The following is a 25,679-nucleotide window of genomic DNA, read 5'->3' as shown; positions in this document are numbered from 1 at the left end:
GTGATGCTCCGTCAGCATAAATGGACACAAGGGGAGTCGGGGCCTCGTGTCGGGCGCTAGACGATCGGAGCGGTACGCATCGCGGGGCAGTCTAGACCTCGGGTCCCCGCCCGGGCCACCCTGCGGACGGCGTTCAGGCGTGGTAGCGGTGGATGGCCTGGGCGACGCAGGCCGGCTTCGGCGAGCCTTCGACCTCCACGGTGAAGTCATAGGTCAGCTGGAGGCCCCCGGGGACGTCCGCGACCTCGGCGATCCGGCCGGTCAGCCGGATTCTCGATCCGACGGGCACGGGCGCGGGGAAGCGGACCCTGTTCAGCCCGTAGTTGATGGACATGCCCAGGCCCTGCCTCCTGAGCAGGTCGCTGAAGAGCAGGCTGATCAGGGACAGGGTGAGGTACCCATGGGCGATGGGGGCGCCGAAGGGGCCGCGCGCGGCGCGCTCGGGGTCGATGTGGATCCACTGGTGGTCGCCGGTGGCGTCGGCGAAGGTGTCCACCCGGTCCTGGGTGATGTCGAGCCAGCCGGTGGTGCCGAGGTCGGTTCCGGCCTTCTCCCTGAGCTGGGACAGCGCGGTGACGGTGAGGGTCATGGTGCCTCCGGAGGTGGATGGGCCGCTGGTCATGCCGAGGGGGAGGTGGGTCGGTAGGGGTCGAGCGGGCGCCCGGCCGCAGTGTCCAGATACTCGTCGAGTCGCACGATGCGGTCCCCGCGCAGGGTCACCACAAAGCAGGCGCGGATCTCGATGGCGGTGCCGTCGGGCACGGTGCCGCGCAGGACGTGCTGCTGCACATATCCGTCCGGGGTCTCCCGGCGCCGCACCTCCTCGTAGCGCATATCCGGCAGCACCCCGGTCAGCCAGCGCAGCACCCGGAAGTTCTCCTCGGGGCCGATCTCCCGGTTGTCGGTGTTGTGCCAGATCACCGTCTCCGGTGTGTACACGGTGTCCCGGACGGTGTCGATGTCGCCCTGCTCGACGGCTCGGAGGAACCGGTCGGCGAGGCTGTCGGCGGTGGGGGTCACGGAAGTTGCTCCGTCCTGGTGTCGCTGCGGCCGGTGAGCGCCGTCAGCAGGGAGTTGAGGCCGCCGGGGGCGAACATGATCACGACCACCAGCAGCGCCGCGTACAGGAACGCGGCGAGCATGGGGCCGTCGATCCCACCCCCGGCGCCGAGGAACGGCACGCTGTCGACGTACCGGGACAGCAGCAGCGGCAGCACGGAGACAAACGCCGCTCCGGCGACCGCCCCTCGGACGCTGCTGAGGCCGCCGATGATGATCATCACCAGATACTCGACGGACGCCGAGTAGCCGAAGGAGTCGGGGACGATCCAGCGTGACCCCAGGGCGATCAGCACCCCGGCGGTACCGCCGTACACGGCCGCCAGCACAAAGGCGGTGGCCTTGGCGCGGCCGACCCGCACCCCCATCGCGGCGGCGCCGATCTCGCTCTCCCGCACCATGTGCAGGGCCAGGCCGGGGCGCCCGCCCACGATGCGGCGGGCCGCCGCATAGCCGACGACCGCGACGGCCAGCCCGAGGAACCACAGCTTCTCAAGGCCGCCGAGCGGCACCCCCAGCACCGTCAGCGGGGAGCTGTCGGAGAGTTCGAACCCGCCGACGGAGAGCGGCGGTACGGCCCGGCCGGCGGAGCCCCCGGAGAGCGGGGTGACCCTGATGAGCACATGCTGGGCGAGGAAGACCAGGCCGATGGAGGCGACTCCCAGATAGAGGCCGCGCAGCCGCCCGGCGATCGGGCTGAGCGCCGCCCCGAGGAGTGCGGTCAGCCCGACCGCGCCGATCGCGGCCAGGGCGGTGGGCCAGCCCAGCCCGGCCACCTGGCCTTCGCCGCCGCTGCCCAGGAAGGCGTACAGATAGGCGCCGCTGCCCAGGAAGAGCGCATGGGCCAGCGACAGCTGCCCGGCCACCCCGACCTGGATGCTCAGACCGATCGCCCCCACCACGGCGGCCAGGGCGAAGACGCCGAGCTGCATCCAGAACTCGCCGAGGTAGAACGGCGCCGCGACCAGCACCAGCAGCATCGCCCCGGTGACCGCCCGGGCCCTGGTGACGGTCCATCCGGACCCGGCCACGGGCCATCCGGATCTAGACACGGGCCACCGCCTTCCTGCCGAAGAAGCCGTCCGGGCGCACCAGCAGGACGGCGAAGAGGACGAGGTACGCGACCACACCCGAGAGACCCTTGCCGAAGGCGCCGAGCCCGGACTCATAGGTCGCGGTGAGCGATTCGGCGACGCCCAGCGCCAGACCGCCCAGCAGCGCGCCGCCGACCGAGTCCAGGCCGCCGATGACCGCCGCCGGGAAGGCGCGCATCGCGCTGTTGGAGAGGCCCGCGTCCACACCCGGGCTGGGGAAGGAGGCCAGGAAGAGACCGGCCACGGCCGCCATCAGGCCGCCGATCGCCCAGCTGGTGCCGGACACCCGCGACAGCCGCACCCCCATGAGGGCGGCGGTCTCCCGGTCGGCGGCGCTCACCCGCAGCGCCAGACCCCAGCGGGTGCGGCGGAACACGGCCAGGAACCCGGAGATGATCACGGCGGCGCCGGCCAGGGCCACCATGCGCACCAGGGGTACCGTCACCGGGCCCAGCTGCAGCTCGGACGACCCCCAGGGCTGGCTCATGGGGATGGTGCGGTCGCCGATCCGGCGGGTGACCTCGGTGACCGCGAGGATGTTGATCCCCAGGGTCAGCACGCTGAGGCCGATATGGCTGCGGTCCCGCGAGAACCGCATAAAGACGATCTGGGTGACCGCCCCCAGGGCCGCCCCGGCGGCCAGCCCGGCGAGCAGACCGAGCGGGAAGCCGTGGTCGGCCGCCACCTCGGCGGTCACATAGGTGCCCGCCAGCAGGAATGCGCCATGGGCGAAGTTGAGCACCCCGGTCGCGCGGTAGATGATCACGAAACCCAGCGCGATCAGCGAGTAGAGCGCCCCGAGTGAGACGCCGTTGACAAGAGCCTCAAGAAGTCTGATCACGGAGTTCTCCGGAGGAGAGGGCCGGTTCCGGCGTGGTCGGGGTGTCGCCGAGATAGGCGGCGATCACCACCGGGTCGTTCCGGACCTGCTGCGGTGTCCCGTCGGCGATGACCCGCCCGGACTGAAGGACCGTCACATGGTCACTGACGCCCATGACAAACGGCATGCTGTGCTCGACCAGCAGCACGGTCAGCCCGCGCTCGGCCCGCACCCGGAGCACGGCCTCGGCCATCTCGTCGGACTCGGCGTCGTTGATACCGGCCACCGGCTCGTCCAGCAGCAGCAGCGTGGGCTCGGCGCAGAGGGCGCGTGCGAACTCGACCTTCTTGCGGATGCCGTACGGCAGGCTGCCCACCGGATGGCCCAGCAGGTCCGCGAGGCCGACGGCATCGGCCGCCTCGCGCACGAACTCCGCGTCGCGGCGCCGTTCCCGCCGGGCCGACGGCAGCCCAAGACCGGTGGCGAGCACCCCGGCCCTGGTCCGGTGGTGGCGGGCGACCCGCAGGCAGTCGTACACGCTCAACTCCCCGGGCAGCACCAGGTTCTGGAAGGTACGGGCCACCCCACGGGCGGCAATCGCGGCCGGCCGCAGCGTGTCGATGCGCTCGCGGCGGTGGTGCACGGTGCCGGCAGCCGCCCGGTACACCCCGGTGATCGCGTTGAAGCAGCTCGACTTGCCCGCCCCATTGGGGCCGATCAGCGCATGCACCGTGCCCGGACGCACCGTGAAGCCGGCGTCGGCGACCGCCGTCACGCCGCCGAAGCGGACGGTCACCCCCTCCACCACCAGCTCCGGGGCGGCCTGGTCGGCACCGGTCCGCGCTCGGGGAAGGTCACTCATGGGAGGTCACTGCTCCTTCCGGGGGGAGGCGGGTCGGGGGGAGACGGGTCGGGGGGAGGCGGGTCGGGGAGAGGCGGGCGCCCCGCCGGAGCCGCCGCCGAGGCTGAGCCGCCGCAGCAGCTCGGAGTCGGCGAACTCCGAGGCGGGCCCCTGCGCGGCCACCGCCCCGCCGTCGACCGCGTACACCTGGTCGGCGATACCCAGGGCGAGGCGGGTGTTCTGCTCCACAAGGAGCACCGCCACGCCGGTGTCGGCGATCTGCCGCACCGCCGTGGCGATCTCCCGGGCCACCAGCGGTGCGATCCCGAGTGACGGTTCGTCGAGCAGCAGGACTCGCGGCGAGCTCATCAGGGCGCGTCCGATGGCCAGCATCTGCTGCTCGCCGCCGGAGAGCAGGCCCGCACTCTGCCGCGACCGCTCGCGCAGGATCGGGAACATCTCCAGCACCCGGCCCAGCACCTGCTCGGCGTCCCGCCGGGACTTCACCGAGAGGCCGCCGGCCCGCAGATTGTCCTCCACGCTCAGCTGCGCGAAGACCCGCCGCCCCTCGGGGACCTGCGCCAGGCCCGCGCGGACGATCCGGTCGGCGGGGGTCCGCAGCAGGTCGCGCACCTCCAACTGCGCACTGCCGCCGACCGCCAGACCGCCGTGCAGCGCGATGGTGCCGGACAGCGTCCTCAGCAGGGTGGTCTTGCCGGCGCCGTTGTTGCCGAGCAGGGCCGTGACCCGGCCGGGTTCGACGGTGAGGGAGATACCGCTGAGGGCGTGTGCCGTTCCATAGCGCACGACCAGCGATTCGACGTTGAGCACGGTTCACGCTCCGGCACGCGATGCGGTCACGACGTTCAACGGCCGGTCGGGACGTAGCTGAGGGCGAGTTCGCTGGCCTTCGGCTCCTGTACGACGGACACGCCGTCCACGGAGGCCGGGTCCGGCTTCATGATGAAGCTCTCGCGCGAGGCGGGCTCACCCGGCTTGGAGAAGTCCAGCGCGACCTGCATGCCGCCCGAGTCGATCGAGGTCAGCTGGGCCAGGGCCGTGGCCAGGCCGTCCCGGGTGAGGTCCTTGTTGGCGCAGGCGCGCTCCAGGATCTGGAGGTAGATCTTGGCGAAGACATAGCCGGCGCCGGCCGGGGCGGTGATGTCGGTGTCCGGGTACTCGGCCTTGAACGCGGCCAGCATCTCCTTGATCACCGGCTTGTCGGCGGAGAACGGCGAGGTGTTGCCGGTCAGCACCACCGTCTTGACCAGGGCGTCCCTGGCCGGGCCGGTGACCGAGGCGGCCGAGATCAGATTCGGTGCCTGCACGGTCACCCGGTAGCCGCTGGAGTAGGCCAGCGAGGCCACCGCCACGGTCTGGGTACCGGAGGTGCCCATCACGATGACCTTGGCACCGGCCGCCTTCATCGCCGCCACCTGGGCGGTGACATCGCTGCTGGTGGGGTCGATCTCCTGCTCCACCAGCCTGAGCTTGAAGTGCTCGGCGGCGGCCTTCACCCCGGCCAGCACATTGGTGCCGATACCGCTCGGGTAGTGGATGACGCCGATGGTGTCGCCCTCGGCGATCTTCTTCGCCCCGACCAGGTAGCTGACGCCGTTGATCGCCTCGATGTCGTACGGCGAGCCCGGCAGCGGGGCGGTGGGGATGGCCAGGATGGCGCTGTCGTACGAGCCGGGCAGCACGACCATCCGGTCGGACTTGATCTGCTGCTGGACGGCCAGGACATCTGCGGCGCCCGCGAAGTTCTGGAGGCCCAGGACCTCGTTGCGCAGCGCCGCGTAGTGCACCACGGACTTCTGCACGTTGTACTGGTTGTCCCTGGCGACGATCTCCACGGTGCGGTCGCAGACCCCGCCCCTGGCGTTCTGCTGCTCCCAGAAGAGCTTGATGCCGGCCAGTCCGGCCTTGCCCTGCGGGCCGATCGGACCGGACAGGTCGGTGAGCACGCCGAGCTTGATGGCGTGGGCGGTCACGCCGGGACCCATGGCGACCCCACCGTCGGAGGCGGCGGCCGAGGGGGTGCTGCCCTTGGTCGAGCAGGCGGTGGCCAGCAGCGCGACGGCGAAGGCTGTGGCGGCGGCGGTGCGCACGGTTCTCTGCATGGTGGCCCTTCCGGAAGGCGGGGAGGGGGTGTGGGGGAGCGCGTGGTGGTCATTAGAGCCCTCCCGGCCATGCTTGCGCAAGCATTTGTGGAAAGTGCGTGCGCATGCATGGTCGCGCACGGCTTCCGGAGCAAGTCGAGCGCCAAGGCCACCGCGCGGCTGACCTCCACGATCGGCATCCTCATCACCGGCCTGGGCACCATGGCCTTCACAGCTGCGACCACGACCGCCGTGGGGTGTACTGCGAACTCACCCCGCTCGGCCGGTCGCGCAGCGAGGCGGCGGAGGCCGCCTGCCGCAAGGGCATGGCCAGGGTCTTCGACGCGGCGTCATTCGACGAGCGCACCGCCTCCCTGGTCGCCCGGCTGCGGCACGACCCCTCGACTCCCGCCCACTCCGGCCGAGTTCCCGGTCCGGCCGAGTTCCCGGTCCGCGCCGCCCGCCTCCTCTCACGCAGAGCGGGGCCTTCGCCGTCGACTTCCACGACAGGCTCCGGCGCGACCCCGCCGCATGACCGAGGACCCCTCCCTGTCAGGTGGAGGGGTCCTCGGGTTTCGGGGGAGCGGGCCGGGTGGCGGGCCGGGGCGGGCCCGCCCCGGTCACTGCTTGACGGCTCCGGAGTTGGCGCTGCGGACGAAGTGCCGCTGGAAGACGAAGAAGAGGATGGCCACCGGGATGGTCGCCAGCAGCGCCGCCGTGAGCTTGAGCGGGTACTGGGTGCCCGCGCTCAGGCTGCCCGAGACAAAGTGCGCCAGGCCGGTGGTCAGGGTCTCGTACTGCGGGGACTGGGTGGCCACCAGGAAGTGGGTGAACTCGTTCCAGGAGCCCTGGAACGACAGGATGGTCAGGGTGATCAGTGCCGGGCGGGCCATCGGGAGCACCACCGACCAGAAGGTGCGGAAGACGCCCGCGCCGTCGATCCGGGCCGCCTCCTCCACCTCCTTCGGCAGCGAGACGAAGAACTGGCGCATGATGAACACCCCGGCGGCGTCGACCATCAGCGGAATGATCATGCCCGCGTAGGTGTCGAAGATCCCGAGCTGGTTGAGCACCAGGAACTTGGGGATCAGCAGCACCACGCCCGGTACGGCCATCACCGTCAGCAGCCCGTTGAAGAGCAGCTTGCGGCCCCGGAAGTCCAGCCGGGCCAGGGCGTACCCGGCCAGCGAGTCGAAGAACACCCGCCCGGCGGTGACAAAGAGCGTGACCAGCACGGAGTTGGCCAGCCAGTGCGGGAACGGCACCGCGTCACCGGCCACGCCCGAGCCGAAGAGCCGCTGGTAGGAGGCGAGCGAGAACGGGTTGGGGATCAGCGAGAGCGGATGTGCGGCGGCGTCCGGGTCGGTCTTGAGCGAGGTGACGATCTGGACGACGAACGGCAGCACATAGACCAGGCCGAGCAGGATCAGCACCGGGTAGGCGATGATCCGTACCGTCCGGTTCCCGCCGCGGTGGGCGCGGATCGGGTTCTTGGGGGTGCTCATGAGGTCCTCCTGCGCCGGAGCCGGAAGCGCGACGGGTGCTCGTCGCGGTCCCGCAGCAGTACGCGCTGGACGATGGTCATCATCACGATGATCGCCAGCAGGATGAAGGCGATGGCGGCGGCGCGGCCGTAGTCGCTGTCCTGGAACCCTGCGGTGTACGAGAGGTAGGCGGGGGTGAGGGTGGTGTTGGCCGGGGCGCCCTGGCTCATCACATAGACGGAGTCGAAGACCTGCCAGGTGCCGATCAGCCCGAGCGTGATCACCAGGAAGAGCACCGGGCGCAGCGCGGGCAGGGTGACATGGCGGAAGGACTGCCAGCGGCCGGCGCCGTCGATCCGGGCCGCCTCCTCCAGCTCGACCGGCACGTCCTGGAGCGCGGCGAGGAAGATCAGCATGTAGGTGCCCGAGGTGGTCCACACCGCCAGCGCGATGATGGTGCACATGGCGATGGACGGGCCGGAGAGCCAGTCCCACCAGGAGAGCCCGAGGAAGCCGTGCGCGGCCAGCGCCGCGACGGGCTTGTCGGGGTCGACGATGCCGAACCAGCCGAGTACCGACCAGACCAGCCCATGCGCGTCGGTGAACCACTTCGGCCCGGTGATCCCGAACCACTTCAGCAGCGCGTTGACCGCACCGCTGCCCTGGAAGAGGAAGAGGAAGACGGTGGAGATGGCGATCGAGCTGGTCACCGAGGGGAAGTAGAAGACCGTCCGGAAGAGGCCCTTGCCCTTGACCAGGCGGCTGTTGACGGCGACCGCCAGCCCGAGCGAGAGCACGGTCTGGAGCGGCACGGCCAGCAGCACGTAGTAGAGGTTGTTGCGCACCGAGGTCATGAAGAGCCGGCGGTCCAGGCCGTCGGTGGTGAGCATGTCGGTGTAGTTGCGCACACCGACGAAGTCCGCCGCGCCGCTGAACGGGTTGGACTGGCCGTTCCAGTGCAGCAGGCTCACCCAGAGCGCCATCAGGATCGGCACCAGCAGGAACAGCCCCAGGACGACCACCATCGGGCTCACAAAGAGCCAGCCCCACACGCCCTGGCGCCCTCTGATTCCGGGCCCTCGGTCGCGGCGGCCCGCTCCCTCGCGGCGGCGGCCGCCGTCACGCCGGCGCTCTCCGTCGGGTTGGACGGCGCCGGTGCCGGCCGGCGCCGTGGCGGTGCCGTTGCCGTGCTGGCTCATGCTTTCTCCTCTTGCACCCCGAAGGGATCGGTTCCCTCGGGGTGTGCCGTGCGGTGCGGTGCCGGTGACCGCGTGTGCTGCGTGGCTGGATGGCTGCGTGGCTGCCGCCGGTGCCGCGCCGGGTGGGCGCGGCACCGGCGGCTGCGGTCAGTTGCCGCTGTCCAGTACCTGCTGGGCGTTGGCCTGGAAGTCGGACAGGATCTTCTTCGGATCGGCGGTCGCCAGTCCGGCCAGGTCGCTGTCGAACTGGGTCAGCACCTTGCTGAAGCCGGGCAGGGTCACCGGACCCTGCGCATAGGCGCTGCCGTCGGCGAACACCTTGGCCTCCGGGAACTTGGCCTCATAGCCGGCCAGCGCGCTGGTCCGCGAGGGCATGACGCCAAAGGCTCCGGCGAAGGCGAGCTGCTGGTCCACGGTCGTGAGCGACTCCACCAGGGAGACGGCGGCGGCGTGGTGCGCGCTCTTGTTGGCGATGCCCCAGCAGGTGCTGAAGGAGAGCGTGCCCTTGCCAACCGGGCCCTGCGGCAGCGGGATGACCTTGTAGTCCACGGACGGGTAGTCCGAGGCCATCGCGCCGGTGATCCAGTTGCCCTCGATGGTCATGGCGGCCTTGCCGGTGCCCAGCGCCTCGCCGCCCCAGCCGGTGTCCACCTGCTTGGGGAGCTTCATCACACCCTCGGAGAGCATCTTCTTGACGAAGGTCAGCGCCTGGAGGTTGCCGGGACTGTCGGCGGTCACCTTGGTCTGGTCGGCGTCGGTGATCCAGCCGCCGGCCTCCTTGAAGAACGCGCCCAGCCGGTTGTACGAGGTGTCGACCACCAGGCCGGTGACCTTGCCGCTGGTCAGCTTCTTGGCGACCTTCTCCAGGTCGTTCCAGGTGGTGGGGTAGTCGGCCTCGGTGAGCCCGGCCTTCTTCCACATCGCGGTGTTGATCTCCAGGGCCAGCGTGGAGCTGTCCTTGGGCGCGCAGACGAACTTGCCGTCGTAGCTGAAGGAGCTGCGCAGCGAGGCCGAGAAGTCGTCCTTGGAGGAGAGCTGGTCGCCGTAGGCGTAGAGCGAGTTGCCCTTGGCGTAGTTGGCGAAGGTCGAGGAGCCGACGTAGAAGACGTCCGGCGGCTTGCCGCCGGCCAGCGCCTGGCCGAGCTGCTGGTCGAGGTTCTGGGCGGGCACCACCGTGACGGAGTTGCCGGTCTTCTTGGCCCAGGCAGCCGTGGCGGACTTCACAGCGTTGGTCTCGGCGTCGCCCGACGAGCCGATCATCACCGTGAGCTTCTGCCCGCCGCTGCTCGTCTCCTGCTTGGCGCTGCTGTCGCTGCCGAAGCCGGACGAACATCCGGCCAGCAGGAACGCGCCGCAGACGGCGGCGGCTGTTGCGGCTCTTCGTGCTGTCATCATCTCTCCAGGTCGTGCGGGTCATGCAGGGTGGTGCAGGGTCGTGCGGGTGGTGCGGTCATACAGGTGGTGCGGTCATGCGGGGTGGTCCGGTGTGACCGGGTTCACCTCGCCGGCGCCGGGGCGGAGCTCTCCCGGACGACGAGGTCCGGGGCCAGCAGCACATGCTCCGGCTCGGCCTCCGGACGCTTGATCCGAGCCAGCAGCAGCCGCATGCAGGCCCGGCCGACCTCCTCCAGCGGCTGGTGCAGGCTGCTGAGGCTGGGGCTGAGCAGCGCGGCGGCGGGCGAGTCGTCGAACCCGACCACTGCCATGTCCCGACCGGGGACGTGACCGGCCTCACGCAGCGCCCGGTAGCAGCCGAGCGCCAGCGTGTCGCTGGCCGCGACGACGGCGGTGGCGCCGCCGTGGATCAGCCGGCCGACCGCCTCCCCGGCGGCGTCCACGTCGTCCACCGAGCTGATCCGGAGGTCCCGTACCGGCAGCCCGTGCCGGCGCATCGCCTCGCGCCAGCCGCGTGCCCGGTCGTCACCGACGCCGGAGCCGCGCGGCCAGCCCAGGAAGGCGATCCTGCGGTGGCCGAGGGCGACCAGGTGGTCGACGGCGGCCGAGGTGCCGTGGGCGCCGTCCACGTCCACCCAGTCCCCGATGTCACGCGCCGACCAGGAGCGGCCGAACGCGACAAAGGGGATGGAACGCTTCTGCAGCCAGGCGGGGCGGCGGTCGCCCCGGTAGGTGCCGCTCAGGACGAACGCGTCGACCGAGTGGTCCTGGAGCAGTTCGGCGTACCGCTCGGGCTCGTCGGCCGCGCCGGTGGGGGCGGCGAAGAGCAGGATACGGTAGCCCGCCTGGTCGGCCGAGTCCGACAGCGCGTGCAGGAAGTGGTCGAGGACAGGCGTGGAGACACCGCTGGGGGCCGGAACCACACCGTACCCGATCAGCCGGCTGGACTTGGTCCGCAGCGAGCGGGCGGCCTGGTGAGGGCGGTAGTCCAGCTCGGTGATGGCCTGGCGGACCCGCTCCAGGGTCGCCGGGGCCAGCAGCTCGGGGGAGTTGAGCGCATTGGACACCGTCTGTGCGGACACCCCGGCCCGCTGGGCGACCAGGGCCAGCGTGGGCGGGCCCTTTCTGCGCCCGGCAGGCGGGTTCGTAGCTGCCACCAACGGCCTCCGTCATGAAGCGCCGACGGCTGAAACGCGGCGCTGCGTGGTTGATGGATCGATAAAACTCTCTTCAACCCCAGGTTGGCAAGGGTTAGGGTGAGATTTGATCGATCCAAACGATGAGAGGCGCCCCACAGTGAACATGGCTGTCCAGGGACACCCCGCCGGTGACCAGCCCGCCGAGGAGGTCGCGGTCGAAGGGCTCCAGCCCTTCCTGCACGACACCTGCACCACCCTCTACGCCCCCAGCCTGGTGCTCTCCCGCCCGGACGGGGACATCGCGACCGGGGCCGACGGCTTCTTCCACGGGGACCGGCGGGCGCTCTCCGCGCTCTCGGTCCGGGTGGAGGGCGTCCCGGTGGCGCCGATCGCCCGCACGCTGCGCGCCGCCGACGAGACGGCGTTCCGCGCGGTGCTGCGCGGTGTCGGTGAGCACACCGCCGACCCGGCGGTCACCCTGCACCGGGTGCGCCGGGTCGAGCCGGGCGCGCTCCGCGAGGAGCTGAGCATCAGCAACGCGGGCCTGGGGCACGTCCGGCTGACCCTGGTCGTCCGGGCCGCCACCGACCTGGCCCGGATGGTCGACGTCAAGAGCGGCCGCAGCCTCCCCGCCCTCACCCCGCAGGCCGACGCCGACGGCCTGACCTGGACGGACGGCGGGCTGACCGTCGCCCTGCGCAGCGCCCCGGGCACGCCCGCCGCCGAGGTCCGCACCGCCGGCAGCCACGCCGAACTGCGCCACCACATCGAGCTGCCCCCCGGCGAGACCTGGCAGACCACCGTCGAGTGCACCGTCCAGGACCGGGAGCCCGACCAGTTCCCGGCCGTGCACCGGGACGCCGTGCCCTGGCAGCCGGTGACGCTGCGCAGCGCCGACCGCAGCCTCGACCACCTGGTGGCCCGGTCCGTCGGCGACCTGGAGCGGCTGCTGCTCTCCGACCCGCAGGCCCCGGAGGACGTCTTCCTCGCCGCCGGCTCCCCGTGGTTCCTCACCCTCTTCGGCCGCGACTCGCTCTGGGCCGCCCGGATGCTGCTGCCGCTCGGCACCGAGCTGGCCGCCGGAACCTTGCGCACCCTGGCCCGCCGCCAGGGCGCCGCCGTCGACCCGCGCTCCGAGGAGCAGCCCGGCAAGATCCTGCACGAGGTCCGCCGCGAGGAGCTGAACCTGGACGAGCGCACCAGCCTCCCCCCGGTCTACTACGGCACCGTCGACGCCACCCCGCTCTGGATCACCCTGCTCCGCGACGCCTGGCGCTGGGGCCTGGACCCGGAGCAGGTGCGGGAGCTGCTGCCGCACGCCGAGGCCGCGCTGGAGTGGCTGGCCACCTACGGCGACGCCGACGGCGACGGGCTGCTGGAGTACATCGACACCACCGGCCGGGGCCTGGCCAACCAGGGCTGGAAGGACTCCGGCGACTCCATCCGCTGGCGTGACGGCCGCCTCGCCGAAGCGCCGATCGCGCTCTGCGAGGTCCAGGCGTACGGCTATGAGGCCGCCCTCGCCGGGGCCGAGCTGCTGCGCGCCTTCGGCCGCCCGGGCGCGGACCGCTGGGAGGAGTGGGCCGACCGGCTGCGCCGCCGGTTCCGGGAGAGCTTCTGGGTCGAGGACGAGACCGGCCGCTACCCGGCGGTGGCACTGGACGCCAAGAAGCAGCCGGTGGACTCGGTCACCTCCGGCTTCGGCCATCTGCTCGGTACCGGACTGCTCGACCAGGAGGAGAGCGCACTGCTGGCCGCCCGGATCGCCGGACCCGAGCTGGACTCCGGCTTCGGCCTGCGCACCCTCTCCACCGACAGCACCGGGTTCAACCCGCTCGGCTATCACATCGGGTCGATCTGGCCGCATGACACCGCCATCGCCGTGCACGGCCTGGTCCGCGCCGGATTCCCGCAGGAGGCCGCCGCGCTGGCCGAGGGCCTGATCGCCGCCTCCGAGGCATTCGAGGGGAGGCTCCCCGAGCTGTTCGCCGGCCACGGCTCCGCGATCGACCCCGCGCCCGCGCCCTACCCGGCCGCCTGCCGCCCGCAGGCCTGGTCCGCCGCCTCCGCCGTCGTGCTGCTCCAGGCCGCTCTGGGGCTCGACGCCGACGTACCCGGTGGAACGCTCAGCCTGTCGCCGGCCGCCCACAGCCTCCGCCCGCTGCGCCTGGACGGCCTGCGGATCGCCGGGCACCCGCTCTCGGTCGCGCTTGACGCAGACGGCCGCGCCCGGGTCACCACATCGGCGCCGGTACGGGTGGTCGGCGCCGACACCGGCGTCGACCCCGAGGCCGACTCCGGGAACCCCGCCTGACGCGCCGTCACCCCGCCGCCTGCATCCCCGAGGAGCCGCACCGTGCCCCAGATGGACCTCCCGCTGGAGGAACTGCGCCGCTATCTGCCCGACCGTGAGGAGCCCGACGACTTCGACGCCTTCTGGGCGGAGACCCTCGCCGAGGCCCGCACCCACGACCGCCCGCCGGAGTTCCACCCCTATGACGCCTGCCTCAGCGAGGTCGACGTCTTCGATGTGCGCTTCCCCGGCTTCGGCGGCGACCCGGTGGCCGGCTGGCTGCTGGTCCCCGCCTCCGCCACCGGGCCGCTGCCGTGCGTGGTCGGCTTCCTCGGCTACGGCGGCGGGCGGGGCTTCCCGTATGAGTGGCTGACCTGGCCCGCGGCCGGCTATGTCCATCTGCTGATGGACACCCGGGGCCAGGGCGGCTCGCTGCAACCGGGCGCCACCGGCGATCCCTACGGCAGCTCGGGGCCGTCCTCGCCAGGGATGGTCACCCGGGGCATCCAGGACCCGGCCGACTACTACTACCGCCGGGTCTTCACCGACGCCGTCCGGGCGGTGGACGCGGCCCGCGCCCATCCGTCCGTCGATCCGGCCCGGATCATCGTCTCCGGCGGCAGCCAGGGCGGCGGCATCGCGCTGGCCGCCGCCGCGCTGGCCGACGACGTCGGCGCGGCCCTGGTCAACCAGCCGTCGCTCTGCCACTACCGGCGGGCGCTGCATGTGGTGGAGGGCAACGCCTACCGGGAGATCTGGACCTATCTGCGCACCCACCGCGAGGCCGTGGAGCCGGTCTTCCGCACCCTGTCCTACTTCGACGGCGTCAACTTCGCCGCCCGTGCCACCGCCCCGGCGCTCTTCTCGGCCGGGCTGATGGACGACATCTGCCCGCCCTCGACGGTCTTCGCCGCGTACAACCACTACGCCGGCGAGAAGGACATCCGCCTCTGGCCGTACAACCGCCACGAGGGCGGCGGCTACTACCAGGACCTGGAGCAGCTCCGCTTTCTGCGCTCCCTCCCGCTCACCGCGTCCTGACACCCCGCCGTCCCGCTGCCGTCCCGCCGCCGTCCCGCCGCCGTACCGCCGCCGTGCCGCCGCCGTCCCGCCGCTGCCCGTCCCGAGACGGGCGGCGGCGGGACGGCGGCATGCCCTTTCCCCCCGTTTGACATACCTCCTGAGGGTGACAGCCTGAAAGAGGTGAGCAGTGGCAACGGGCGAGCAGCGGCACGGCGTTCAACCGCCGCCGACTCGCCGGCCCGCCGCGCAGACGCGGCGGGACAGCCCTTCTCGCCTGTCTCGGTACGCCCGGCCCATCGGTGGCCGCACCGCGTACGCGCGTGACGCAAGCGAAGGGGAATCCCATGAAGGCACTGGTCTACGAAGGGCCGCGCAGCGTCAAGGTCAAGGACGTGCCCGACGCGCGGATAGAACGGCCGACCGATGTGCTGGTGAGAATCACCGCCACCAATATCTGCGGCTCGGACCTGCATATGTACGAGGGCAGGACCGACATGGAGACCGGCCGCACCCTCGGCCACGAGAACCTGGGCGAGGTCGTGGAGGTGGGCGACGCCGTCGACCGGGTGCGCGTGGGCGACCTGGTCTGTCTGCCGTTCAACATCTCCTGCGGCTTCTGCCGCAACTGCGAGCAGGGCCTGACCGCCTTCTGCCTGAGCACCAACCCCGACCCCCGGATGGCCGGTGCCGCCTACGGGTTCGCGGGCATGGGACCGTACTCCGGCGGCCAGGCGGAGCTGCTGCGGGTGCCCTACGGCGACCACAACTGCCTGGTGCTGCCCGAGGACGCACGGGAGCGGCAGACCGACTATGTGATGCTCTCCGACATCTTCCCGACCGGCTGGCACTGCACCGAGCTGGCCGGGGTGCTGCCCGGCGAGACCGTGGTGATCTACGGCGCCGGTCCGGTCGGCCTGATGGCCGCTCTGTCCGCGACCCTGAAGAGCGCCGAGAAGGTCTTGGTGGTGGACCGGCACCCGGACCGCCTGGCCCTGGCCGAGCAGATCGGCGCGATCCCGGTGGACGACTCCAAGGTCTCCCCCATCGACCGGGTGCTTGAGGAGACCGGCGGGCTCGGCGCCGACTGCGGCTGCGAGTGCGTCGGGTACCAGGCCCACGATCCGCAGGGCCAGGAGCACCCCAACCTCACCCTCAACAACCTGGTCCAGTCGGTGCGCTTCGCCGGCCGCATCGGCGTGGTCGGGGTCTTCGTCCCCCAGGACCCGCACAGCCCGGACCAGCTCTACCGGCAGGGCGAAGTCGCCTTCGACTACGGCCTGTTCTGGTTCAAGGGGCAGAGCGTGGGCAACGGCCAGTGCAACGTCAAGGCGTACAACCGCCGACTGCGCAACCTGGTCCACTCGGGCAAGGCCAAGCCGTCCTGGATCGTCTCCCATGAGATCCCGCTGGAGGAGGCGCCCGAGGCGTACCGGCACTTCGACGCGCGTGACGACGGCTGGACCAAGGTCGTCCTGCACCCCGGTGGCACCACCCGCTGAGCCGGGAGACCGTCCGGCGTGATCCGCCCCCGGACAAGGAGCACGTGATGGCCAAGGCAGTCGGAATAGACCTGGGGACCACCAACTCGGTGATCGCCGTCTGGGAGGGCGGCGAGCCGCGCGTGATCCCCAACTCGGAGGGGTCCCGCACCACCCCCTCCGTGGTGGCGTTCACCGAGGAGGGCGAGCGGCTGGTCGGCCAGCTGGCCCGCCGCCAGTCGATCCTCAACCCCAAGGGCACGATCTACTCCGCCAAGCGCTTCATCGGCCGCCGCTTCGACGAGGTGGCCGAGGAGGCCAAGGCGGTGGCCTACGACGTGGTGGAGGGAGCCAACGGGACCGCGCGCTTCGAGGTGCGCGGCAAGCAGTACGCACCCGAGGAGATCAGCGCACAGGTGCTGCGCAAGCTCGCCGGTGACGCCGCCCAGTCGCTCGGCGAGCGGGTCACCGAGGCCGTGATCACCGTGCCGGCCTACTTCAACGACGCCCAGCGCCAGGCCACCAAGGACGCGGGGAGGATCGCCGGCCTTGAGGTGCTGCGCATCATCAACGAGCCGACCGCCGCCGCCCTCGCCTATGGGCTGGAGAAGAAGGGCCATGAGACCGTGCTGGTCTTCGACCTGGGAGGCGGCACCTTCGACGTCAGCATCCTGGACGTCGGCGACGGCGTGGTGGAGGTCCGGTCCACGGCCGGCGACAGCCACCTGGGCGGCGACGACTTCGACCGCCGGCTGGTGGACCACCTCGCGGACGGCTTCCAGCGCGACAACGGCATCGACCTGCGCGCGGACCCGCAGGCGCTGCAACGGCTCTTCGAGGCGGCCGAGAAGGCCAAGACGGAGTTGAGTTCGGTGACCCAGACGCAGGTCAGCCTGCCGTTCATCACCGCCGACGCCTCCGGGCCAAAGCACCTGACGGAGACCGTGCGCCGGGCCACCTTCGAGCAGATCACCGCCGATCTGGTGGAGCGCTGCCTGGGCCCGGTGAAGCAGGCCATGGCGGACGCCAAGGTCACCGACAGCGACATCGACGAGGTCATCCTGGTGGGCGGCTCCACCCGGATCCCCGCCGTGCAGACGCTGGTCCGCCGGCTCACCGGCGGCAAGGACCCCAATATGAGCGTCAACCCGGACGAGGTCGTCGCGCTGGGCGCCGCGACCCAGGCGGGCGTGCTCAAGGGCGAGGTCCACGATGTGCTGCTGCTGGACGTCACCCCGCTGTCGCTGGGCGTGGAGACCCAGGGCGGCGTGATGACCAAGATCATCGAGCGGAACACCACCATCCCGGCCCGCCGTACGGAGGTGTTCTCCACCGCCGACGACAACCAGGGCGCCGTGGACATCGTGGTGCTCCAGGGCGAGCGGGAGAAGGCCGCCGACAACCGGGTCCTCGGCCGGTTCCGCCTGGAGAACATCCGCCCCGCGCCGCGCGGCGAGCCGCAGATCGAGGTCACCTTCGACGTGGACGCCAACGGCATCGTCAATGTCACCGCCCGGGACAAGGACACCGGCGCCGAACAGGGCATCACCATCACCGAGAGCTCCAACCTGGACCGCTCCGAGGTGGACCGCATGATCGAGGAGGCGGAACGCCACCGGGCCGAGGACCAGGACCTGCGGCAGGCCGTGGACGCCCGCAATGCGCTGGACGCGGTCGCGTACCAGGTGGAGCGCCGCCTCGCCGAACTGGGCGACGCCGCACCGGAACACGAGCGGGCCCGCGCCGGACTGCTGGTCTCCGACGCCCGCACGGCCGTCCAGGAGCAGGCGCCGCTGGACCGGGTGCGCAGCCTGGCCTCCGAACTCCAGCAGGTCTACCACGGCCTCGCGGCGGTCCAGCCGGGCACCCGGGCCGACGGCAGACCCCCGGAGTCCGGCCCCGCCGAGGGCTCCACCGGGGGCACCGGACCCGACGAGGACGTCATCGACGCCGAATTCGACCGTGGCTGAGGAGACCCATGTCCGAGCAGCGCGAGGATGCACCGGCGGAGCCTGCGGTCGGCCCGCCCGGCGAGACCGCCGCCGCAGAGCCCGAGGACGCTCCCCGCACGGTGCCTCTCGGGGAGTACGAGCAGGCGGAGGACCGCCTCCGGCGGGCCCTGGCCGACCTCGACAACCTGCGCAAACGCTGTGCCCGCGAAGCCCGGCAGGAGCGGGAGGCCGAACGGGACCGGGTCGCCGGGGCCTGGTTGCAGGTGCTCGACAACCTGGAACTGGCGCTGCAACACGCCGAGGCGGACCCGGAGACCATCGTCGCGGGCGTGCGCGCGGTACGCGACCAGGCCGTCGACCTGCTGGCGGCCCTCGGCTACCGGCGCCACGAGGAGGCGGATGTGCCCTTCGACCCGGCCCGGCACGAGGTGGTGAGCCTGGCCGACGAGCCCGGCGCGGACCCCAACACCGTGGTCAAGGTGGTGCGCCCGGGCTATGGCGAGCCCGGTCGGCAACTGCGCCCGGCAGCCGTGGTGGTCAACCGGCGGCAGGGGTGAGCAGCCATGGCACGGGACTACTACGAGGCACTGGGCGTCCCCCGCGGCGCGAGCGCGGACGAGATCCAGCAGGCATTCCGCCGCCTGGCGCGGCGCCACCACCCGGACGTCAACCGCGACCCCGCCGCCGAGGAGCGGTTCAAGGAGATCAACGAGGCGTACCAGGTGCTTTCCGAACCGTCGACCCGAGCGCGCTACGACCGGTTCGGGGAGAACTTCCGGCAGGTCCCGGAGGACTGGGAGGAACGGGTGGCGGCCGGTGCCGGTGCCGGTGCGGGTCCCGGCGGCCGGGGGCCGTTCGGCGGAGCTCGCGGCCGGGTCTGGACGGGCGGGGGCGGCGACGGCGGCATCGACCTCGACGACCTCTTCGGGGGCTTCTTCGGCGCCCGGGGCGCGACCGGCCCGATCCCGGGCGCCGACCAGCAGGCCGAACTCCCGCTCACCGTCGAGGAGGCCTATCGCGGTGGCCGCCACCGGGTCACCCTGCGGGGACCGGGCCGGTCGGGCGGCTATGAGGTCGAGGTACCGCCCGGCACCGTCGACGGGCAGCGCATCCGACTGGCCGGAGAGGGCGGCCGGGGCAGCGGCAGGGGACCCTCCGGCGACCTCTACCTGGTGGTGCGGATCGCCCCGCACCCCCGCTACCGGCTGGACGGCCGCAATATCCACGTTCCGCTGCCCGTGACCCCCTGGGAGGCGGCGCTCGGTGCCACCGTTCCGCTGGAGGCCCCCGGCGGCACGCTCAAGGTGCACATCCCGGCCGGCTCCTCGACCGGCCGCCGGCTGCGGCTGCGCGGTCAGGGCATGCCGAATCCGCACGGCGCCCCGGGAGACCTCTACGCCGAGGTCCGCGTCATGGTCCCGCCCTCCCTCGGCCCGCGCGAGCGCGAGCTGTTCCAGGAACTGGCCGCCGAGTCGTCCTTCGACCCCAGGAGGCAGCCGTGACCACGCGGTCCACCCGGGCCGGGCAGCAGCCGCCGGAGAGGCGCTACCCGCTCGCCCGCCCCCACCGGCTCAGCGCCGAATCGCTCGCCAGGACCGGCGGGGTCCACCCCGACCTGGTGCGCCGATTCGCCGTACTGGGCCTGCTCGACGCCGAGCGGGACGCCACCGGCCGCCTCTGGTTCCCGCCCGGGGCGCCGTACCAACTCGCCCGCATCCAGCGGCTGCGGGCCGGACTCTGCCTCAACTACGCCTCGATCGGACTGGTCCTCGACCTGCTCGACCACATCGACCACCTGGAAGCCGAACTGCGCCGCCGCCCCCACCGGACGCCGTGGGCCGGAGCAAGGAGTGAACCGCCGTGGACATGAACCGCCTCACCCAGAAGTCCCAGGAGGCGTTGCAGGAGGCGCAGACCACGGCTTCCCGCCTCGGGCAGACCGAGGTGGACGGGGAACACCTGCTGCTCGCCCTGCTCGACCAGCCCGACGGCCTGGCACCGCGCCTGCTGGCCCAGGCCGGTGCGGACACCCCGGCCCTGCGCTCGGCCGTCGAGCAGGACCTCTCCCGCCGACCCCGGGCCACCGGCCCCGGCGCCACCCCGGGCCAGGTCTTCGTCACGCAGCGCCTCGCCCGGCTGCTGGACACGGCCGAGCGCGACGCCGGGCGGCTCAAGGACGAGTATGTGTCGGTGGAACACCTGGTGCTGGCCCTCATCGAGGAGGGCAGCGCCACCCCGGCCGGCCGCCGGCTCAAGGAGTACGGCGTCACCCGGGACTCCTTCCTCGCCGCGCTCGCCGGAGTCCGCGGCCACCAGCGGGTCACCTCGGCGACGCCCGAAGGCGCCTATGAGGCGCTGGAGAAGTACGGCCGCGACCTGGTCACCGAGGCCCGCAAGGGGACCCTGGACCCGGTGATCGGCCGGGACGCCGAGATCCGCAGGGTGATCCAGATCCTCAGCCGGAAGTCCAAGAACAACCCGGTGCTGGTCGGCGACCCCGGCGTCGGCAAGACCGCCATCGTGGAGGGGCTGGCCCAGCGGATCGTCCGGGGCGACGTCCCCGAGGGACTGCGCGACCGCACCGTCTTCGGGCTCGACATGGGCTCCCTGGTGGCCGGCGCCAAGTACCGGGGCGAGTTCGAGGAGCGGCTCAAGGCCGTGCTGGGCGAGGTCAAGGCGGCCGAGGGACGCATCCTGCTCTTTGTGGACGAGCTGCACACCGTGGTCGGCGCGGGCGCCGCCGAGGGGGCCATGGACGCGGGCAACATGCTCAAGCCGATGCTCGCCCGCGGTGAGCTCCATATGATCGGCGCCACCACGATGGACGAGTACCGCAAGCACATCGAGTCCGACGCCGCCCTGGAACGGCGCTTCCAGGTGGTGGTGGTCGACGAGCCCTCGGTCGAGGACACCATCTCCATCCTGCGCGGTCTGCGTGAGCGCCTGGAGGTCTTCCACGGTGTGAAGATCCAGGACGGGGCGCTGGTCGCCGCCGCCACCCTCAGCCACCGCTACATCAGCGACCGCTTCCTGCCTGACAAGGCCATCGACCTGGTGGACGAGGCATGCGCCCGGCTGCGGACCGAGATCGACTCCATGCCCGCCGAACTCGACCAGCTGACCCGCCGGGTGACCAGGCTGGAGATCGAGGAGGCCGCACTCGCCAAGGAGGACGACCCCGCCAGCCGGGAGCGGCTGGCCGAACTGCGCCGGGAGCTGGCCGACCTCCGGGCCGAGGCGGACGCCAAGCACGCCCAGTGGGACGCCGAACGCCAGGCGATCCGCAAGGTCCAGGCGCTGCGCCAGGAACTGGAGCAGGTCCGCATGGAGGCCGAGGAGGCCGAGCGCGCCTACGACCTCAACCGGGCCGCCGAACTGCGCTACGGGAAGCTCACCGAACTGGAGCGGCGGCTGGGCGCGGAGGAGCAGCAGCTGGTCCTCAAACAGGGCGAGCAGCGGCTGCTGCGCGAGGTGGTGACCGAGGACGAGATCGCCGAGATCGTCGCCGCCTGGACCGGCATCCCGGTCTCCCGGCTGACCGAAGGGGAGCGGGAGAAGCTGCTGCGCCTGGACGAGATCCTCCAGCAGCGCGTCATCGGCCAGGACGAGGCGGTCCGACTGGTGGCGGACGCGGTGCTCCGGGCCCGCTCCGGAATCCGCGACCCCCGCCGGCCGATCGGCTCCTTCATCTTCCTCGGCCCCACCGGCGTCGGAAAGACCGAGCTGGCCAAGACGCTGGCAGAAGCGCTCTTCGACTCCGAGGAGAGCATGGTCCGCCTCGACATGAGCGAGTACCAGGAGCGGCACACCGTCAGCCGCCTGGTCGGCGCCCCGCCCGGATACGTGGGGTACGAGGAGGGCGGCCAGCTCACCGAGGCGGTCCGCCGCAGGCCGTACTCGGTGGTGCTCCTGGACGAGATCGAGAAGGCCCACCCCGATGTCTTCAACACCCTGCTCCAGGTGCTGGACGACGGCCGGATCACCGACGCCCAGGGCCGCACGGTGGACTTCCGCAACACCGTGGTGATCATGACCTCCAACATCGGCTCCCAGTACCTGCTGGAGGGCTCCACCAAGGAGGGCGAGATCTCCCCCGAGGCCAGGGCCCTGGTGATGGGCGAGCTGCGCAGCCACTTCCGGCCCGAGTTCCTCAACCGGGTCGACGACGTGGTGCTCTTCCGGCCGCTGGGGCTGGAGCAGATCGAGCGGATCGTGGACCTCCTCTTCGGCGACCTGCGCCGCCGCCTCGCCGAGCAGCGCATCACCCTGGAACTCACCGAGAGCGCCCGCCGCCTGATCGCCGAACAGGGCTTCGACCCGGTCTACGGTGCCCGGCCGCTGCGCCGCTTCATCGCCCACGAGGTGGAGACCCGGATCGGCCGCGCGATGATCGCGGGCGATGTGCACGAAGGCGTCACGGTCCGGGTCGACGCCCATGGCGGCGAGCTGGCCGTGGACCTCCCGGGCTCGGAGCCCCGGATACCGAGGGCCGCCTGACCGGCTCTCCGGGCGGGCGGTCCGTAGCTGCCCGCCCGAAGAGCCGGTGGTCCCGGCTACCGGTGCTTCCGGTTACCGCAGGTAGGGGCCGTCGGTGCCGATCTTGCCCGGGGCGGCGTTCCGGCCGCCCAGGTCGAGGACATAGACCCGCAGGTTGCCCTTGCCGGGGGCGGCGATGGCCAGGGTGCCGTCGGTGACGGTCCTCACGTCACCGGTGACGGCGTCCTTGTAGGTACCGCTGGGGATACCGGTGAAGGTGGCCCCGTCGGTCACGGCGACCAGGGCGAAGCTGTCCACCCCGGTGGCCGCGTCGGTGTAGCGGCGCTTGAAGGCCATGCCGCCGCCGGAGACCCCCTCGGTGGAGTACTGGCCCATCTGGAGTGCGGGGATGGCCCGGCGGATCCTGCCCAGCCGCTGGAGGTGCTTGACCAGCGGCTGGGCCAGGGTGGTGGCGACCGCACCGGTGGCGCTGTCGACCGTGGAGAAGTCGGAGGCGGTGACGGTGCCCTCCAGGTGGTCGCCGTAGTAGGCCCGGCCGGTGGTGGCCAGCGGGCAGGAGGGCCCGCAGTCGATGGTCCGGCCGGCCTGGAACTGGATCTCGGACCCGTAGTACAGCGTCGGGATGCCCCGGAAGGTCCACATCAGGGCCATGTTCTCGGCCCAGGCGTCCTGCCCTCCGGTGTAGCGGACCGAGGACTTGTTGGGTCCGTAGTCATGGCTGTCCACATAGACCACGTTGTAGGTCGCGTCATTGGTGGAGTCGTCGGAGTCCTTGCCGTTGTTGAAGGCGTTGTGCGCGTCCCCGAAGTTCATGTGCATGCGCATGTCGATGATGTTCATGCCGGAGAACATGCTGTGGTCGGGGGCGTGGTAGCTGTTGCCGTTGAGGAAGGCGTTGGTGGAGGTGGGCTGGTTGCCGGTGCCCAACTGCTCCTCGTAGGTGTACTGGTCGAGGGCGGCCCGGGTGTCGTCGGCGCTGTACTCCCGGCGCTCCTTCCAGGTGTAGAACTGCGCGGAGTGGTTGACCGAGCCCCGGTTCCACTTGTCGTTGACAAAGGCGCCGACCTCGCCGAAGACAAAGAAGCCGGCGGCCTTCTCCGCTCCCCAGTCCTGGGTGACGCGCTGCTGGATGGCGGGCAGGAAGCGGCGGTTCCAGGTGACCCGGGGGATGTGCACGGCGGTGTCCACGCGGAAGCCGTCGACGCCCATGTCGATGTACTTGTCGTAGGCGCCGATGAGGTAGTTCTGCACCGTGGCGTTCTCGGTGTTGAAGTCGGCCAGGTCGTCGGCGAGCCAGCAGCTGCGGGAGTCCTCGCCCTCCCAGTTGCCGATCCAGCACTGGTGGTAGTACGCGGCCGGGAACATGCCGGAGGTCGGGTTGGGCCACTGGCAGTTGTAGAGGGTGTAGCCCTCGGGGCTCCGCTGACCGGTGGGCTTGCCCCAGTTGAGGCAGGTGTTGCCGGTCGGCTCGGCGGTCGACCAGAGGTCGCCGTTGTAGTACGACTTGCCGGTCCTGGGGTCGATGGTCAGTCCGTCGTACTCGAAGCCGGGCTGCTTCTCGTCGTAGTACCAGGACCACTGGGAGTCGCGCACCCCGTAGACGGTGGGCACGAAGAGGCCCTTGGCGCCCCAGCGGGAGCTGTGGTTGTAGACCACGTCCTGGTAGATCTTGATGCCCTTGGCATGGGCGGCGTTGATCAGGTCCTGGTACGAGGCCCCGGCGGACTCCAGGCGCGGGTCGACCCGGTAGAAGTCCCAGCCGTGGTACCCGTGGAAGTCGTAGTCGGAGCGGTTGAGCACCACCGGGGTGATCCAGATCGCGGAGAAGCCCAGGCCCTTGACGTAGTCGAGCTTCTGGACCAGGCCCTTGAAGTCGCCCCGGAACATCGGGTCGTTGTTGGCGGCGTTGCCGGAGGCCACATGCTGGTTGCCGCCTCGGTTGTTGCTGCTGTCGCCGTCGTAGAAGCGGGCGGTCAGCACAAAGTAGATCGGGTCCTTGCGCGGATCGGTGCCGATCATCTCACCGGGCTTGGCCGCCGGCGGCTTGGAGCCGGTGGTCGCGGTGGCCGGGGCGGAGGCGGCGGAGATATTGCCGGCCGCGTCCAGCGCCCGGACGGTGTAGGTGTAGGCGGTCTTCTCCTCCAGACCGGAGTCGGCGTAGACCGTGGAGGCGGTGTCCAGCACCACCGTGCCCCTGCTGCCGCCGGTGCGGGTGACCTGGTAGCCGGTCACCCCGGTGTCGTCGGTGGAGGGCTCCCAGGTCAGCACTATGGAGGTGTCGGTGGCCGAGGCCTTCACCGAGGTGGGCACGGTGGGCGCCGTGGTGTCGGGGACCACGGCGGCGCACGGGTCCTTGGCGTTCTGGGTGACCTTGCGGTCCTGCACCGTGCTGACGCCGGTGGGCAGCGCGTAGTTGTTGCCGTTGTTGTTGTCCCAGACGCCGTTGCCGTTGTTGAAGGTGGCGGCGAGCCCGGTGGCCTTGCCCAGGTCGACCGTCTTCCGCACCCAGCCGGGGCAGGCGGCCTCCATACCGACACCCGGCACCGCCGTCCAGGCACCGCCGTTGGGCGCATAGTGCAGATTGACGGTCCGCCAGCCGACGCTGGTGGTCGAGTAGAAGACCGTGGCGCTGTTGCCGTCCTGACCGGGTGACGGACTGGGCGACGGGCCGCCGCCGGAGTCGCCGCCGCAGGGGTCGCTGTGGGCGATCACCCCGTCCTTGACGGTGATGGTGCCGGTACCCAGGTCGTAGTTCCTGCCCCCGTTGTTGTCCCAGGTGCCGGAGCCGTTGTTGAAGGTGGCCTGGAGACCGTTGGCGCCGTTCAGGTCGACGGTCTTCTTCACCCAGTCCGTACAGGCGGCCTCCATGGTCACGCCCGGCACGTTGGTCCAGGCGCCGCCGTTGGGCGCGTAGTGCAGGTAGTAGCTGCTCCAACTGCGCGTCTTGGTGTAGTAGAACACCGTCGCGGTGCTCTCGCCGGTCGCCGCCGCCGCAGCGGCGGGGGTGGCGGTCTGAGTGGCGGTCAGCAGGCTCATCACCAGGCCGGCTGCCGAGACGAGGACGACGGCGCCGGTCCGTCTCCTCAGGGGTGGTCTGATTTTTTTCATGGGGGTGCTCCTTGGGGGTGGGGCCGCGGGGCAGGGCAGAGGGGTGGTTGCTGCGGCTTGCGCAACTTGCTGCAAGCTTTTTCGGCAGATTACCCGTGCATGACAGGCATGTAAACGCATCGGCGCCCCCGGCGCAGCGCAGCTTGCGCCGGGAGCGGCCCAGGCCTGGCGCCGGCGTTCCCATGGGCCGTACGC

General features: G+C 71.4%; 21 protein-coding genes. 8 read left to right on the top strand and 13 right to left on the bottom strand.

Annotation, left to right across the window (positions count from 1 at the left end; all coding sequences use genetic code 11):
* Window positions 1–133: 133 nt before the first annotated feature.
* The 12 genes from C7M71_RS02600 to C7M71_RS02550 all read right to left on the bottom strand — a co-directional run bounded on the left by C7M71_RS02600 (window position 134) and on the right by C7M71_RS02550 (window position 11,151).
* Window positions 134–589, bottom strand: a complete 456-nt coding sequence (locus tag C7M71_RS02600; protein WP_111493405.1) for a MaoC family dehydratase — start codon at window positions 587–589, stop codon at window positions 134–136.
* Between the two features lie 29 nt (window positions 590–618).
* Window positions 619–1,020 carry a nuclear transport factor 2 family protein gene (locus C7M71_RS02595; RefSeq protein WP_111493407.1) on the bottom strand — a complete coding sequence of 134 codons (402 nt, stop codon included), beginning with the start codon at window positions 1,018–1,020 and terminating at the stop codon, window positions 619–621.
* A complete protein-coding gene (locus C7M71_RS02590) occupies window positions 1,017–2,090 on the bottom strand; it encodes a branched-chain amino acid ABC transporter permease (protein ID WP_229758490.1) in 1,074 nt (357 codons plus the stop codon). The genes C7M71_RS02595 and C7M71_RS02590 overlap by 4 nt, the downstream gene beginning before the upstream one ends.
* Window positions 2,091–2,103: 13 nt before the next feature.
* On the bottom strand, window positions 2,104–2,994 hold the full coding sequence (locus C7M71_RS02585) for a branched-chain amino acid ABC transporter permease (RefSeq protein WP_111493409.1): 891 nt from the start codon (window positions 2,992–2,994) through the stop codon (window positions 2,104–2,106).
* Window positions 2,978–3,835, bottom strand: a complete 858-nt coding sequence (locus tag C7M71_RS02580) for an ABC transporter ATP-binding protein (RefSeq protein WP_111493411.1) — start codon at window positions 3,833–3,835, stop codon at window positions 2,978–2,980. The genes C7M71_RS02585 and C7M71_RS02580 overlap by 17 nt, the downstream gene beginning before the upstream one ends.
* A 6-nt stretch (window positions 3,836–3,841) precedes the next feature.
* Window positions 3,842–4,645 carry an ABC transporter ATP-binding protein gene (locus C7M71_RS02575; protein WP_114914136.1) on the bottom strand — a complete coding sequence of 268 codons (804 nt, stop codon included), beginning with the start codon at window positions 4,643–4,645 and terminating at the stop codon, window positions 3,842–3,844.
* Between the two features lie 35 nt (window positions 4,646–4,680).
* A complete protein-coding gene (locus C7M71_RS02570; RefSeq protein WP_111490801.1) occupies window positions 4,681–5,937 on the bottom strand; it encodes an ABC transporter substrate-binding protein in 1,257 nt (418 codons plus the stop codon).
* Window positions 5,938–6,145: 208 nt separating this feature from the next.
* On the bottom strand, window positions 6,146–6,283 hold the full coding sequence (locus tag C7M71_RS30465; RefSeq protein ID WP_162824109.1) for a hypothetical protein: 138 nt from the start codon (window positions 6,281–6,283) through the stop codon (window positions 6,146–6,148).
* A 253-nt stretch (window positions 6,284–6,536) separates the two neighbouring features.
* The gene (locus C7M71_RS02565; RefSeq protein WP_111490800.1) at window positions 6,537–7,421 is read right to left on the bottom strand and encodes a carbohydrate ABC transporter permease; all 885 of its coding nucleotides are present in this window, start codon (window positions 7,419–7,421) and stop codon (window positions 6,537–6,539) included.
* A complete protein-coding gene (locus C7M71_RS02560; protein WP_229758489.1) occupies window positions 7,418–8,599 on the bottom strand; it encodes a carbohydrate ABC transporter permease in 1,182 nt (393 codons plus the stop codon). Before C7M71_RS02560 ends, C7M71_RS02565 begins: the two co-directional genes overlap by 4 nt.
* A 147-nt stretch (window positions 8,600–8,746) precedes the next feature.
* Complete coding sequence (locus C7M71_RS02555; RefSeq protein ID WP_111490804.1) at window positions 8,747–9,991, bottom strand: sugar ABC transporter substrate-binding protein; 1,245 nt, start codon at window positions 9,989–9,991, stop codon at window positions 8,747–8,749.
* Window positions 9,992–10,095: 104 nt separating this feature from the next.
* Window positions 10,096–11,151: a LacI family DNA-binding transcriptional regulator gene (locus C7M71_RS02550; RefSeq protein WP_111490799.1), complete on the bottom strand. Its 1,056-nt coding sequence runs from the start codon at window positions 11,149–11,151 to the stop codon at window positions 10,096–10,098.
* Window positions 11,152–11,296: 145 nt separating this feature from the next.
* On the opposite strand from C7M71_RS02550, the gene C7M71_RS02545 reads away from it, so the two are divergent.
* From C7M71_RS02545 to clpB, 8 genes are all read left to right on the top strand, one after another.
* The gene (locus tag C7M71_RS02545) at window positions 11,297–13,447 is read left to right on the top strand and encodes an amylo-alpha-1,6-glucosidase (RefSeq protein ID WP_111490803.1); all 2,151 of its coding nucleotides are present in this window, start codon (window positions 11,297–11,299) and stop codon (window positions 13,445–13,447) included.
* A 42-nt stretch (window positions 13,448–13,489) separates the two neighbouring features.
* Window positions 13,490–14,467 carry an acetylxylan esterase gene (locus tag C7M71_RS02540; protein ID WP_111490798.1) on the top strand — a complete coding sequence of 326 codons (978 nt, stop codon included), beginning with the start codon at window positions 13,490–13,492 and terminating at the stop codon, window positions 14,465–14,467.
* A gap of 326 nt (window positions 14,468–14,793) precedes the next feature.
* On the top strand, window positions 14,794–15,948 hold the full coding sequence (locus C7M71_RS02535) for a glutathione-independent formaldehyde dehydrogenase (protein ID WP_111490797.1): 1,155 nt from the start codon (window positions 14,794–14,796) through the stop codon (window positions 15,946–15,948).
* Between the two features lie 47 nt (window positions 15,949–15,995).
* Window positions 15,996–17,897, top strand: a complete 1,902-nt coding sequence (gene dnaK / locus C7M71_RS02530; protein ID WP_111490796.1) for a molecular chaperone DnaK — start codon at window positions 15,996–15,998, stop codon at window positions 17,895–17,897.
* Window positions 17,898–17,905: 8 nt separating this feature from the next.
* The gene (locus tag C7M71_RS02525) at window positions 17,906–18,436 is read left to right on the top strand and encodes a nucleotide exchange factor GrpE (RefSeq protein WP_111490795.1); all 531 of its coding nucleotides are present in this window, start codon (window positions 17,906–17,908) and stop codon (window positions 18,434–18,436) included.
* A 6-nt stretch (window positions 18,437–18,442) separates the two neighbouring features.
* Window positions 18,443–19,381: a DnaJ C-terminal domain-containing protein gene (locus tag C7M71_RS02520; RefSeq protein ID WP_111490794.1), complete on the top strand. Its 939-nt coding sequence runs from the start codon at window positions 18,443–18,445 to the stop codon at window positions 19,379–19,381.
* The gene (locus C7M71_RS02515) at window positions 19,378–19,749 is read left to right on the top strand and encodes a chaperone modulator CbpM (protein WP_111490793.1); all 372 of its coding nucleotides are present in this window, start codon (window positions 19,378–19,380) and stop codon (window positions 19,747–19,749) included. Before C7M71_RS02520 ends, C7M71_RS02515 begins: the two co-directional genes overlap by 4 nt.
* Entirely contained in the window at window positions 19,740–22,376 is a 2,637-nt protein-coding gene (clpB, locus tag C7M71_RS02510) for an ATP-dependent chaperone ClpB (RefSeq protein ID WP_111490792.1), read from the top strand. Before C7M71_RS02515 ends, clpB begins: the two co-directional genes overlap by 10 nt.
* Before the next feature lie 72 nt (window positions 22,377–22,448).
* On the opposite strand, the gene C7M71_RS02505 is transcribed toward clpB, so the two are convergent.
* Complete coding sequence (locus C7M71_RS02505) at window positions 22,449–25,484, bottom strand: carbohydrate binding domain-containing protein (protein WP_175607620.1); 3,036 nt, start codon at window positions 25,482–25,484, stop codon at window positions 22,449–22,451.
* Window positions 25,485–25,679 lie beyond the last annotated feature (195 nt).

It is taken from the genome of Peterkaempfera bronchialis (assembly GCF_003258605.2).
GTDB lineage: Bacteria > Actinomycetota > Actinomycetes > Streptomycetales > Streptomycetaceae > Peterkaempfera > Peterkaempfera bronchialis.
This window is presented reverse-complemented; position numbering and strand designations above follow the sequence as displayed.

What these genes read in the sequence shown, in the direction of transcription:
- C7M71_RS02565 (WP_111490800.1), bottom strand. Translation starts at nt 7,421, where the DNA reads ATGAGCACCCCCAAGAACCCGATCCGCGCCCACCGCGGCGGGAACCGG.
- C7M71_RS02525 (WP_111490795.1), top strand. Translation starts at nt 17,906, where the DNA reads ATGTCCGAGCAGCGCGAGGATGCACCGGCGGAGCCTGCGGTCGGCCCG.
- C7M71_RS02520 (WP_111490794.1), top strand. Translation starts at nt 18,443, where the DNA reads ATGGCACGGGACTACTACGAGGCACTGGGCGTCCCCCGCGGCGCGAGC.
- C7M71_RS02545 (WP_111490803.1), top strand. Translation starts at nt 11,297, where the DNA reads ATGGCTGTCCAGGGACACCCCGCCGGTGACCAGCCCGCCGAGGAGGTC.
- C7M71_RS02600 (WP_111493405.1), bottom strand. Translation starts at nt 589, where the DNA reads ATGACCCTCACCGTCACCGCGCTGTCCCAGCTCAGGGAGAAGGCCGGA.
- C7M71_RS02505 (WP_175607620.1), bottom strand. Translation starts at nt 25,484, where the DNA reads ATGAAAAAAATCAGACCACCCCTGAGGAGACGGACCGGCGCCGTCGTC.
- C7M71_RS02535 (WP_111490797.1), top strand. Translation starts at nt 14,794, where the DNA reads ATGAAGGCACTGGTCTACGAAGGGCCGCGCAGCGTCAAGGTCAAGGAC.
- C7M71_RS02555 (WP_111490804.1), bottom strand. Translation starts at nt 9,991, where the DNA reads ATGACAGCACGAAGAGCCGCAACAGCCGCCGCCGTCTGCGGCGCGTTC.
- C7M71_RS02560 (WP_229758489.1), bottom strand. Translation starts at nt 8,599, where the DNA reads ATGAGCCAGCACGGCAACGGCACCGCCACGGCGCCGGCCGGCACCGGC.
- C7M71_RS02570 (WP_111490801.1), bottom strand. Translation starts at nt 5,937, where the DNA reads ATGCAGAGAACCGTGCGCACCGCCGCCGCCACAGCCTTCGCCGTCGCG.
- dnaK (WP_111490796.1), top strand. Translation starts at nt 15,996, where the DNA reads ATGGCCAAGGCAGTCGGAATAGACCTGGGGACCACCAACTCGGTGATC.
- C7M71_RS02580 (WP_111493411.1), bottom strand. Translation starts at nt 3,835, where the DNA reads ATGAGTGACCTTCCCCGAGCGCGGACCGGTGCCGACCAGGCCGCCCCG.